Raw genomic sequence first — 11,767 nt, 5'->3', positions numbered from 1 at the left:
CGACGCCGCCCCACCGCGCCGTCGACCGCACCGGCCGCCATCGACGCCGCAGCACTGCTCGCACCGTTCGACCTCACCGGCCGCGACGGCCGCGAGCTCGTTGACCACCTCGAGACCCTCGGCGGCGACGACCGCCCCAGCGAGCTCATGGCGAGCGTCCGCACCGACCACCTACTCCTCACGACCGACGCCGGCGAAGCCACCCTGCCGCTGCCCGCCGACCTCTTCTACGTCTCCGTCGCACCCTTCGCCGAGACGACCCACGAGTGCTTCTACCACTCGCTCACCACCTGCCAGGGCGAGCTCGTCGACACGCCCGTCACCCTCACCGTCACGGACGGGACGGCACCGTCGTCCACACCGCCGAGACCCGCACCGGCGCCAACGGGTTCGTCGGCACCTGGCTGCCACGCGGCACCACCGGCACGCTGTCCGTCACCACCGAGGACGGCCGCACCGGCCAGGTGAACCTCGGCACCAGCGACGACGACCCGACCTGCGTGACGACGCTCCGGGTGGCCTGACGGAACTGCCCGCACCCGCGACGCCTCGGGGTGCGGGCACCGGGTGATCAGGCGGGCAAGGCGCTGCGCCTGGTCGTTGGCCAGCGCGTTCATCGGGTAGAGGATGAGCGCCTTCATGCCAGCGACGCCCTGCCGACGGGCACGCAGGCAGTGGTCCAGGATGGGTAGCAAGAAGGCCTCCGTCTTCCCCGAGCCGGTACCAGTGGTGACCAACGTGGGCCGAGGATGGCCGTTCAGGCTGGAGAGCCGCCGGAACGCTGCTGCCTGGTGGGCGTAGGGGTCGAAGCCGGGCGGCATCCAGTCCAACGGAGAGACTGCTCGGCGTGGGGCTGCGCTGAACGGCATCCCGGTGCGGAGATAGGGGCCCTTGAACATCCCCTCTGCCTCGTCCTCCAGGAGCTCGCGAAGCGCGGCCTGCGCATCGGAGTCGACGAGAGCAAAGGTAGTGGTGAGGTAGTCGATCAGACCGGCGCGCAGCCGCATGGCCTGGAGGCCGGGCAGCAACTCGCTCACTAATCTGGCTCATCACAATCCAGGGTGTAGTCGGGGTCTGAATCCGCCGGTCTCGAGCAGTGATCTGGCGATGTAGTTGGTGAGGTTCCGGAAGCCGAGTGCCGATCCGCGGAGGTGTTCGAGGCGGCCGTTGAGGGCCTCGGTCGGACCGTTCGAGGTGCCGGGCCGGTCGAAGTAGGCCAGCACATCGTCTGCTCGCTTCTTCAGTGTTCGGCCGAGTGTGATCACCTCGCTCAACGCGGCGGGACGCCGTGGCTGACCGAGGCGATCAGGCTGGTCATCAGGGCCCGGCCTCTGGTCCGGTCGGGTTCACGGTAGGCGGCGATCATCCGTTGGTAGATACCCCAGGTGGCTTCGACCTCGACATGATCATCGCCCGCGAACAGGGCAGTGAGCCGGTCCTTCTGCCGGTCGGTGAGGAGGTCGGCGCCGGTGTGCAGGGTGCGGCGCGCCGAGTAGAGCGGGTCACTGGTGCGTCCTCGATGTCCGTGGATGGCCTGTTGGACGCGTCTCCGGCATCGGTCGAGGGCGTCGCCGGCGAGGCGGACGACGTGGAAGGGATCCATGACGGCGGTCGCGTCGGGCAACTCTTCGGTGGTGGCGGTCTTGAACCCGGTGAACCCGTCCATCGCGACGACCTCAACTCTGTCGCGCCATGCCTGGTCGCGTTCGGACAGCCACTGCTTGAACGCCTGCTTGGAGCGCCCTTCGACCATGTCGAGCAGCCTGGCAGGCCCTGTCCGGTCGCGGATGCCGGTCAGGTCGATGATCACGGTGACGTACTTGTTACCGCGGCGGGTGTGGCGCCACACATGCTCATCCACGCCGATGGCCTTCACGCCGTCGAACCTGGTCGGGTCATCGATCAGGACCCGCTTGCCTTCAGCCAGGACCGCCGTGTTGGCGGTGTTCCACGACACCCCAGCCCCTCGGCGACGCGGGCGACGGTGAGGTGCTGAACTACCAGGCCCTCCAACGCCCACCGCAGCCCGCGGCGTGACAGCTTCGCCCGCGGCTCCGCGGCGAGGCTGGTGTCTTGTCGCCACACATGCCCGCAGCCGGTGCAGCGGTAGCGGCGGATCGTGACCAGCAACGTCGTCGGCCGCCAGCCGAACGGCTCGTGGGCCAACGGCCGCGTCACGGTGTCACGCGCGAGGCCCTCGCAGCCGCAACGTCGGCACCACTGATCCGGCTCCACCACCCGGCAGGCGAGGACCGCGCGGCCAGGCTCCAGCAGTTGGCCGGTGACCTCCAAGCCGAGCTCGTCGAGCCGACAGAACGAGGTCAGGTCAGGGCAGGCGAACCCCGCCACAGGGGTAGCATCAGACACGTCGAGGTCTTCCAGATGGGCAGTGTGAGAACTTCCATCATCGGGAGACCTCGACCCCTACCCGGCCCGACGCGCCGAACAGCCCCCTACACCCTCATCTGTGATGAGCCACTAATCTTCCTCCTGCATCGGACGTTGAGTTCCCTCAATGGCACCAACCTATCGAAGATCGGCGTGACGGATCCTCTGCGAATGGGGAGGATTTCGCGGACATGTCTGTAACCTCGTCGATATGGGTCTCGACCCTGCGGCAGCAACGCAATTGCAGCGACTCGGATTTGAGATCGAGACACGTCAATGACAGGAGTGGATTCGCCTCAGGGGTCGCCCGAAGGAGAAACCCGTGAACCATGGCCTTGTCCTGAGTAATCGTCACAAGGTTCTGCGTGCGATCGAGACCTCCAGTACTCCACTGGACGACGATGAGTTGTCCCAGAGAACGGGCGTCAAGCCGCGCCAAGCCGTCAACGCCATTTGCCGACAGCTCGCAGCCGAGGGCTTGGTGCGCAGAGCCATCGGGCCAGCCGGCAAGATCGTGAACGAGATACTCGATCAAACCAACGACACCGCGATGGTCTACGGAGTCAGCACACCGGTGGACGCCCCACAGCAACTAGATCGAACAGCCTCCTCCGCCACGCCACCAGCAGGGTCGTCACATGAGCAGCGAGCCGCCGAGAGAATCATGCTGGATCGCCTCTCGGAGAGGTTCGGAGTCACCCTCCGCCCTCGACGCTTCGTACACCCGTCCGGGCCGCGGGTTGAGCTGGACGGCGCTGACGAGGACCTCACCGTCCTCGTCGAGTGCTGGGCACATCAGGGGCCCGCCAAAGTCGCTCAGAAGAGCAAACTCGTGACCGATGCGGTGAAGCTCCATTGGGTGGCCCGCTCCATTGATCCTCCTCCTGAACGGCTTGTGCTTTGCGTCAGCGACGCGGCTGCCGTCCGGCATCTACAAGGATCATCCTGGCAAGCGGCGGCAATTTCGGATCTGGGAGTGACCATCGAAGTAGTGGAGTTGCCCTCGGACATGGTCGCGGCCATCGTTTCAGCTCAGCAACGCCAGTACCGCTGACGAACCTGTCGGATGCGCCCCCTCTACTGTGGTTGCAGCCGAGCGGCACATCGAGCAAGCATCTCCGGGAGATCGACGCCGAGCCCATCGGAGACCGACTCCAAATCAGCCAGTGTCCACACCGACTTGCCGGCGCAGAGCGACCGCGCCTTGGCGTCTCCCACGCCCAGCCAGAAGGTGAGGGCCTTCGGCTTCAACTCCTGACGCTCGAGTTCCGCGCGGACTTCCCGAGAGACAGCCATGTTCAGACGCATCATGAAAATGCGCCACCCTCAGGCGCAGTAGCCGGAGGTCTGATCAGCTGCAGGATCTCATCGTGAAGTCGGCGATCCGTAGGCTCTAGCCCGTCGAGGACCTCCTGCAAGGTGACGCTTGACTGCCGGATCTCACGCTGCGCTGACCTCGTGAGGAACAAACGCGAGTAGTCCGCGACGTCCGGGTCGACTGTGTGCTGCCAGTTAGGGTCCTCTTCGATGGCGAACCACGCCGACGGTCCAAACTTGATCTGAAGGGGAGGCTCACCGAACTCTCCGCTTTCCGAACCCAGATCGAAGTTGACGGTCCACTGGTAGATCCCTCGAAAGGCTGCACCGACCTTGGTGATTGTTCCCTCCCGAGGGTCGCGTTCAGCTGGGGTGCGAGTACGTCAGCGCCGAAATTCCTGACTTTCGTCCTGACTCGCTGCAGCAGCTCTCGCCCCTCGCCAAAGCGTTCGCGAGCCTGCTCGGCGACGTCGCTGGCGAACTGCTCGGCTGCGACAGCCTTGCTCGATATCTGGTACCTGCGCGCCTCGCCCGTCTGGCACATCGCCACCACGAAATCCAGCACTTCCCATCCTGCACGGGCCCTCTCCCCCTTACGAACTTGCGGTACAACTGCTCGATGAACGTGTACGCCTCTGGATTGTCTCGTCCCCACCTACCGTCGCTGGCCAATTCCTCCCGCAGGCGGGTGATCAGGGTGGCGTAGGTGACGACGCAAGCATGTTGCCAGCCGTTCGTCTGGAGCGAGCGGTCCTCGTCCCTGCACAGCAGCACCACAACGCCTCGCCCACCCTTTCGCTGGCTGTAGGCCAAGTAGCGGTCGTAGTCGTGTCCGTGCCCGTCGGAGGTGACGAAGTTCTCGATCACCACCACAGAGGTCCGGCTCTCCAACACCAAATCGGCGATGTCCTCGGGGTCGGTCGGATCCGAGGTGTTCACCTCCTGCCGAACCCAGTAACCATCGAGAGGGAACGGATCCTCAGATGGTTTGGCACGGTTGACCTCGTCCATGAAGATGCGGGTGAACGTGTCACCCATGCGGTGGGTCCCTCCGGAGTCGAGTAGCCACCGGAAGACGTTGGAGATCTGCTTCTCATGGAGACCGTGGTGCATGACGTCGAAGACGTTGAAGCCGAGCTCCGACGACGCCCCAAGCACGGGAGCAAACCCGTTAGAAAGTCACTCCTCAAGCCCGTCTCCAACCATGAGTTCTACCTGTTCACTCGAAGTAGTCCTGATCGACTTCCACCGTCGTGTAGGTCGTCTTCGTCTGCACCCCGACTTCGTACTTCATCATCAACGCCACCAGCCGTTCACCATCAATCAGGCGCACCTGGGTGGGCAAGTTCTCTGCATAGGTCAAAGCCGCCGGCGTGAACTTGCTCGTGGTGATGAACACACCTTTGGTCGCTGCCCGTCCATGCAATGCACCCACGAATGCCTGGATGCGATCTGCGGGGATGTTGTTTCCATCGGCATGACGCTTGGCCTGAATGTAGATGCGGTCCAAGCCCAGCACGTCCTCGTCGATGACCCCATCGACGCCCCCGTCCCCGCTCTTCCCGATAGCCGTGCCGCGCTTCTCGGCGCCGCCGTACCCCATCTTCAGGAGCAGATCGACCACCGCCTGCTCGAAGAAACTGGGATCCGAGGCCCGCAACTGTTCCAGCAGCGATTCTCCGACGGCGGCACGGTTGCTTGCCTGGGCGGCGTCCATGACCTCATCCGGGTCCTCGATGGCGGAGGGTTGCGCCGTCTCGATTGCTTTCGGGACTGGACGGGCTGTCTTCTCGGGCCAGTACGGGCTGAAGTAGAGGTTCGCCTCGGAGTAGTCCATCCCGTTGGGGTGCGCGGTAAGCCACTGGCGCCCCTTGTCGGTGATGCGGTACTGCGCCCTGCCCATCTGCTCGATCAGGCCAGCCTTGTTCAGGTGGGTGATGGCCCAGTTGAGGCGTTGGTGCAGGCGCGTGCCACCGGAATTGAGTCTTTCCTCTTCCGCTCCGGGAGGGAGGTCAGCCAACTGAACGGCTTCGGATCGGACGGCCCGCCGCTGTTTCACCGACCCATCACTAAGCGCTCTCAGGCACGGTGCGGTCAGCCGTGGCCACGGTGGGACCTGCGACTCCTGTGGTTCATCCATTGAGCTTCCTCCTTGAATCACCCTGTCCCCACCATAGCTAGCAGTCCCGTATAGAGTGCGGTGGGTTAGTGGCCGGCCCGTGAATGCATTTCCTGGCCGTCGAGACGTCCCATATGGTCCGCACCACGGTGGCCGTCGGACAAAGCTGGTCGCTTCTGCAGGACGGACGAGGTGTCGAGCTGGGCTTTGCCCAATGGCGTATGCGCTCGGCAGTGTAGATCGGGACGCCCGGGCGGAAATTCGTCGAGAGTCGGGATGGGCCTTCCTGTTGCGGTGGCGGCTCCCTGCTCATGGGTGTGTCCTCGCGGGATGACAAGGATGGGCCGTGCGGGATCACGCTCATGCCGTGTCGAGAATGTCCGCAAACTTCCGATGAGTGGATGTCCGCAGATGCCCGAAGGGCGTGCGGCGACGCCGACGTCGGCACCCTGTGGGCTCGCTGCATGCAGAGGCGAGGGAAGGGTGAAATAATGCGGGTTGCCTGCCATCTATGCGCACGACGTTGTCGTGGCGAGGAGCGCCATCATTCTAGGACTCGACCTCGACGCCTTCGCCGCATCCTTCGTCGATGTGAGCGACACGCCCTTCCTTGTTGTCCGCGCGGACGCCAAGGAAAGCCAGAAGTGGAGCCACCTCCTTGGGGTTCCCGCCCGCCGCTGCTACATCTCGGACGACAAACTTGTCGAGCGAGCGCAAGCGGGCAATGTCGCGAGCTCTGTGATCACTGCTGCCAAGATCCCCGATCCTGGTTCGGTGATGTCCGGTGACTTCGGCGAGATCCTCACCGCGTTCTACCTGGCGATCCGCTCGCGCCCTGCCTTGGTGATCGATCCTGCTCGATGGAGATACAAGGCGGACCGCAGGAAGGCCGCACCGGGGTCCGACGTGGTGCAGATGATGCTTCCGAGGTGGCCTGACTCGTCGGCTGACGATCGTATCCTCTGCGCCGAGGTCAAGACTAAGGCAACAAAAGGGTCCTTTGATCCGATCGAGGCGGCGGGCGCTGGGTCGGCTACGGATCGCGGCGGGCGACTTGTGAATACTTTGGAATGGCTCAAGGATAAGGCGCTCACGGATGGCTCCGATCTTGTCGAGATTGCTCAACTTGACCGTTTCCTCCAGGCGATTGATCATCCTCAAGCGTCCTGGGAGTTCTGCGCGGTCGCGGTAATCGACTCCGATTTCGTTCGTGACGAGATTGCCAAGGGCACTGCGCCCACGCACGGAGAGTGCGCTCTCATCGTGATCTCGGTCCCTGAACTCAAGAAGCGCTACACCGAACTGTTTGATGCGATTGTGGCCTGCGCCGACCAACCCGGCGGGACGCCCGACTCTGTACCCGGACAATCAGTGACAACCGCCACGCCGGCTCCCGGGTGTCGCCTTGAGGGCGCGGTTGAGCCGCTGGATCGCTGACGCTGACACACGACAGAGCGTCGCTGCGTTTGCGCTTACCCCCTTGCCAGACTTGCAGTACCAGGAGGGGCGTCTCTTGGATCTGTACGCATCACTGGTGAGCGAGTTGTTCGATCTGTTACGGACGTCCGAGGTCTCCGACCAACGCGACTGGGCTTCCGTCGGGAACGGGCTCGCCCTGGTCGCGTCGCAGTGGAGGGGGCGGACTCAGGCAGACGCGTTCTTCTACTCTGCGTCTGCCTACTACTTGGGCGGGATGTCCGCTTCCGCCTACCTGACGATGAATCGTGCGCAGCCGGGACTCTGGGATTTCGACGCATTTCGTGCGTGCTACGACCTGCTTGCTCGCCGCCAGCCGATTCAGTCTCCTCAAGTCGCCGCATTGCTGGATGCGCTGGCAGACGGCAACTCCGACGAGATCAGCGCCGTGCTGGCCACCGCCAAACGCACCGCTGCGCTTGCCCTGCAGTTGGGACCTGACGAGTGGGTCTCAGCGCGCCTGCTGGCTGCTCTCCTCGACCGGTTCCATGACAGCAACATCCGAGCTGTCTTGCCCGACGGCGACTCGGAGAGGTGGACACCCTTGGTGAAGTCGTTGCTGGAGCGCCGGCCTCCAGTGTGGGACTTCTTCCCCTCTCAGATCGAAGCCATCGAAGCGGGCTTGCTGGGTACGGATCGCACGTACTCGATGCAGATGCCGACGGGGGCTGGAAAGACGGCGCTCACCGAGACCCTCATCTACGACCATCTGGTCGGCCGGCCGGATGATGTCGCGGCACTTCTCGTTCCCTACCGCTCGCTGGCCCGCGAACTGCGTACGACCATGGGTAGGCGGCTGACACAGATGGGGCTTGGGACCAGGACTGTGTACGGCGGCACGGTCCCTACCCCTGAAGAGACGCAAGACCTTGACACCATTCGCGCCGTAATCGCGACGCCGGAGGCGATGGCGGGTCTGCTCGGCAGTGCGCCGGGGTTCGCTGAACGCATCTCGCTCTTGGTGTGCGACGAGGGACACTTGCTCGACGCGGAGGGACGAGGTGTTGGGCTGGAGCTTCTTCTGGCAAGGTTCCGTGCACGAACACCAAGCGCGCCTCGGACGGTGTTCGTTTCTGCTGTCGTCCCCAATATTGAGGAGATAAACGCCTGGCTGGGCGGTTCTGAGGAGACAGTGGTGCGATCGGAGTTCCGTCCGGCCGGAGCCGAGTACTCGGTGCTGCGTCGCAACAAAGGCACTGGTCGCAACATGCGTATGGCTCTCGAAATACGCGCACCGTCAGGGACGAACTTACCGACCCGCAGCATCCCCGACTTCATCTCCGTCAGCGACTTCGAATACTTCAACGAGACAACGAAGCGACACCGCACCTATAACTTTGACGGCTCATCACAATCCAGGGTGTAGTCGGGGTCTGAATCCGCCGGTCTCGAGCAGTGATCTGGCGATGTAGTTGGTGAGGTTCCGGAAGCCGAGTGCCGATCCGCGGAGGTGTTCGAGGCGGCCGTTGAGGGCCTCGGTCGGACCGTTCGAGGTGCCGGGCCGGTCGAAGTAGGCCAGCACATCGTCTGCTCGCTTCTTCAGTGTTCGGCCGAGTGTGATCACCTCGCTCAACGCGGCGGGGACGCCGTGGCTGACCGAGGCGATCAGGCTGGTCATCAGGGCCCGGCCTCTGGTCCGGTCGGGTTCACGGTAGGCGGCGATCATCCGTTGGTAGATACCCCAGGTGGCTTCGACCTCGACATGATCATCGCCCGCGAACAGGGCAGTGAGCCGGTCCTTCTGCCGGTCGGTGAGGAGGTCGGCGCCGGTGTGCAGGGTGCGGCGCGCCGAGTAGAGCGGGTCACTGGTGCGTCCTCGATGTCCGTGGATGGCCTGTTGGACGCGTCTCCGGCATCGGTCGAGGGCGTCGCCGGCGAGGCGGACGACGTGGAAGGGATCCATGACGGCGGTCGCGTCGGGCAACTCTTCGGTGGTGGCGGTCTTGAACCCGGTGAACCCGTCCATCGCGACGACCTCAACTCTGTCGCGCCATGCCTGGTCGCGTTCGGACAGCCACTGCTTGAACGCCTGCTTGGAGCGCCCTTCGACCATGTCGAGCAGCCTGGCAGGCCCTGTCCGGTCGCGGATGCCGGTCAGGTCGATGATCACGGTGACGTACTTGTTACCGCGGCGGGTGTGGCGCCACACATGCTCATCCACGCCGATGGCCTTCACGCCGTCGAACCTGGTCGGGTCATCGATCAGGACCCGCTTGCCTTCAGCCAGGACCGCCGTGTTGGCGGTGTTCCACGACACCCCCAGCCCCTCGGCGACGCGGGCGACGGTGAGGTGCTGAACTACCAGGCCCTCCAACGCCCACCGCAGCCCGCGGCGTGACAGCTTCGCCCGCGGCTCCGCGGCGAGGCTGGTGTCTTGTCGCCACACATGCCCGCAGCCGGTGCAGCGGTAGCGGCGGATCGTGACCAGCAACGTCGTCGGCCGCCAGCCGAACGGCTCGTGGGCCAACGGCCGCGTCACGGTGTCACGCGCGAGGCCCTCGCAGCCGCAACGTCGGCACCACTGATCCGGCTCCACCACCCGGCAGGCGAGGACCGCGCGGCCAGGCTCCAGCAGTTGGCCGGTGACCTCCAAGCCGAGCTCGTCGAGCCGACAGAACGAGGTCAGGTCAGGGCAGGCGAACCCCGCCACAGGGGTAGCATCAGACACGTCGAGGTCTTCCAGATGGGCAGTGTGAGAACTTCCATCATCGGGAGACCTCGACCCCTACCCGGCCCGACGCGCCGAACAGCCCCCTACACCCTCATCTGTGATGAGCCACTTTGACTCCTACAAGACGCACGCCATCGCGGCGGCCCGGAAGGCGTTGCCCTTGGGCACTGTTGCGGTGTTCACCCGGACCAAGCGGGGAACCCAAGGCGTCATCTCACTCGCTGAGGAACTCGCCGACCAACTCGCGGTTTCGCTATCACTGCCGAAGCCCGCTGAGTTCGTCACCGGCGAGGACCTGCTCGCCGATATTGGCGCGTACCTGGCGGTCGAGTATGGCAACTCATGGGTAGGAACGACTGCTCTAGCTGCGGGCGCTGTGGTTCACCACGGAGATATTCCTCAGGAGACGCGCGATGTCTTCGAGGAAATCTTGGCTGCGGGTAATGTCCGGATGGTGCTGTGCACGAGCACGCTTGCCGAAGGGGTGAACCTGCCGATCCGGACGCTGGTCGTCTACACGACTCAGATCTCGACTGCCGAGGGACCATCGTGCCGATGCTGGCTCGCGAGATCCGCAACCTCGTGGGCCGAGCAGGACGCCCCGGCAGCGCTACTAAGGCCTCGTCATCTGCGTGAACGACAACCAGTGGGACATCATCGACCACGTTGCCGAAGGTGCAATTGGCGAGCCTGTCGAGGGCGCGCTTCTGAAGAACATCGAGCACCTGGTCCAAGTGCTCGCCTTGAACAATCGCAACCTAGACAACGTTGCTCTGGAGGCAACCTCCTGGCTCTACCCGTTGGTCGACGGTATCGATGCCACCCTCATCGAATTGCTACGCGAGGACATGGGCGATGAGGAGTTCCGTAGCGTCGCAGCATCGCTGGCCTCGAGCACCTACGGATGGCAGCGGTCAGATGAAGACGAGCGCTCCGCATTGGAGACCGTGTTCACGTTGCGCGCCGAACGGCTCAGCGGGCTGCGGACCAGCGGCCGAGCGAGCTGGGCGTCGGGCACTGGGGTCAAGGCGCGCGTAATTGACTCCATCGCGGATTCACTTGCGCCAGCTTTCGACCGTTGGGGAACCGTGGAGGACCCCGACGACGTCGAGCTTCTCTCGGTGTTGCTTGCTTGGGCGTGGCGTCAGCCCGACTTCGGCAATGCGCTCCGTGACGCCTACCCAGATAAGGAACTCATCCCAACCACTCAGCTACCCGACCCGGAGACCTTCTCGAACAGTTGCGACGGTGGCTGGCTGGACAGACGTTCGCCCAGATGTCCGTGGAGATGAAGAGCGACGTCGACCGTCTGCTGCGTATCCACACTGGCGCCGTTTCTTACGCGTTCAGCACCCTCGTCGAGCAAGCGGTCGTTGTTCTGGGCAAGCTGCTGGCCGATTCAGATCCGGGCCTGGCCCCGGCGGTTACGATGTTGCCCGACTTCATCCGCTATGGGGTCCACACCCTATCGGCTCGTAACCTCATGGTCGGCGGGCTGAGGCACCGTAGGGCTGCGAACCTCCTTGGCGATGATCCTGCCATGGTGGATCCACGCAACGGCCTGCTGGCGGAACGCGATGTCGCCCGTGCGTTGGTGCAGCGCGACCCGAACAGGTGGCGCGACGACCTAGGCCAGTTCGTCTACGAGAGAACCGCGCGCGATCTCGGCCTCTCCGTGTCTCGGGAGGCGTGACTCGGGGCAGCCAGTTGGCCACGGCTGAGCCTCGATCCGCCGACACTCGCTGGAAGATGAAGCTTTGGTGTTTCGGAAGCGACCGGACAGCGGCGTCGGGTGC

General features: G+C 64.3%; 9 protein-coding genes and 4 pseudogenes. 7 read left to right on the top strand and 6 right to left on the bottom strand.

Going from position 1 to position 11,767, the window contains the following annotated elements; all coding sequences use genetic code 11:
• Positions 1-147 precede the first annotated feature (147 nt).
• Positions 148-524, top strand: a pseudogene (locus G7085_RS36040) (CueP family metal-binding protein).
• On the opposite strand, the pseudogene G7085_RS22005 reads toward G7085_RS36040, so the two are convergent.
• Together G7085_RS22005 and G7085_RS22000 are read right to left on the bottom strand one after the other, a co-directional pair.
• Positions 516-1,037: pseudogene (locus tag G7085_RS22005) on the bottom strand (DEAD/DEAH box helicase); the annotation flags it as partial. The pseudogenes G7085_RS36040 and G7085_RS22005 overlap by 9 nt on opposite strands.
• A 12-nt stretch (positions 1,038-1,049) precedes the next feature.
• Positions 1,050-2,367 (bottom strand): annotated as a pseudogene (locus tag G7085_RS22000) (ISL3 family transposase).
• Between the two features lie 343 nt (positions 2,368-2,710).
• Between G7085_RS22000 and G7085_RS21995 the strand changes: the two are divergent.
• Positions 2,711-3,442 (top strand): hypothetical protein, encoded by a 732-nt coding sequence (locus tag G7085_RS21995; RefSeq protein WP_197512584.1) that lies wholly within the window; start codon positions 2,711-2,713, stop codon positions 3,440-3,442.
• A gap of 23 nt (positions 3,443-3,465) precedes the next feature.
• On the opposite strand, the gene G7085_RS21990 is transcribed toward G7085_RS21995, so the two are convergent.
• From G7085_RS21990 to G7085_RS21980, 3 genes are all read right to left on the bottom strand, one after another.
• Complete coding sequence (locus G7085_RS21990) at positions 3,466-3,684, bottom strand: hypothetical protein (RefSeq protein ID WP_197512583.1); 219 nt, start codon at positions 3,682-3,684, stop codon at positions 3,466-3,468.
• A 384-nt stretch (positions 3,685-4,068) separates the two neighbouring features.
• Positions 4,069-4,863, bottom strand: coding sequence for a PD-(D/E)XK nuclease family protein (locus tag G7085_RS21985; RefSeq protein WP_331715881.1), 795 nt, complete (start codon positions 4,861-4,863; stop codon positions 4,069-4,071).
• A 61-nt stretch (positions 4,864-4,924) separates the two neighbouring features.
• Positions 4,925-5,845 carry a restriction endonuclease gene (locus G7085_RS21980; protein WP_197512581.1) on the bottom strand — a complete coding sequence of 307 codons (921 nt, stop codon included), beginning with the start codon at positions 5,843-5,845 and terminating at the stop codon, positions 4,925-4,927.
• 477 nt (positions 5,846-6,322) lie between these two features.
• Here G7085_RS21980 and G7085_RS21975 point away from each other — a divergent pair, with 477 nt between their 5' ends.
• Entirely contained in the window at positions 6,323-7,261 is a 939-nt protein-coding gene (locus G7085_RS21975) for a hypothetical protein (protein ID WP_197512580.1), read from the top strand.
• A gap of 76 nt (positions 7,262-7,337) precedes the next feature.
• Positions 7,338-8,666 carry a DEAD/DEAH box helicase gene (locus tag G7085_RS21970; protein ID WP_197512579.1) on the top strand — a complete coding sequence of 443 codons (1,329 nt, stop codon included), beginning with the start codon at positions 7,338-7,340 and terminating at the stop codon, positions 8,664-8,666.
• On the opposite strand, the gene G7085_RS21965 is transcribed toward G7085_RS21970, so the two are convergent.
• A complete protein-coding gene (locus G7085_RS21965) occupies positions 8,649-9,968 on the bottom strand; it encodes an ISL3 family transposase (RefSeq protein WP_197512578.1) in 1,320 nt (439 codons plus the stop codon). The two genes, G7085_RS21970 and G7085_RS21965, sit on opposite strands and share 18 nt — an antisense overlap.
• 103 nt (positions 9,969-10,071) lie before the next feature.
• On the opposite strand from G7085_RS21965, the pseudogene G7085_RS36035 reads away from it, so the two are divergent.
• The 3 genes and pseudogenes from G7085_RS36035 to G7085_RS21955 all read left to right on the top strand — a co-directional run.
• Positions 10,072-10,476 (top strand): annotated as a pseudogene (locus tag G7085_RS36035) (hypothetical protein); the annotation flags it as partial.
• 127 nt (positions 10,477-10,603) lie between these two features.
• The gene (locus G7085_RS21960; RefSeq protein WP_197512576.1) at positions 10,604-11,263 is read left to right on the top strand and encodes a hypothetical protein; all 660 of its coding nucleotides are present in this window, start codon (positions 10,604-10,606) and stop codon (positions 11,261-11,263) included.
• Positions 11,260-11,664, top strand: a complete 405-nt coding sequence (locus tag G7085_RS21955; RefSeq protein WP_197512574.1) for a hypothetical protein — start codon at positions 11,260-11,262, stop codon at positions 11,662-11,664. Before G7085_RS21960 ends, G7085_RS21955 begins: the two co-directional genes overlap by 4 nt.
• Positions 11,665-11,767 lie beyond the last annotated feature (103 nt).

Origin of the sequence: Tessaracoccus coleopterorum, from assembly GCF_011174705.1 — a bacterium.
GTDB classification, from domain to species: Bacteria; Actinomycetota; Actinomycetes; order Propionibacteriales; family Propionibacteriaceae; genus Arachnia; species Arachnia coleopterorum.
Note: the sequence above shows the minus strand (reverse complement) of the source record. Positions and strands in the feature narration are given on the sequence as shown.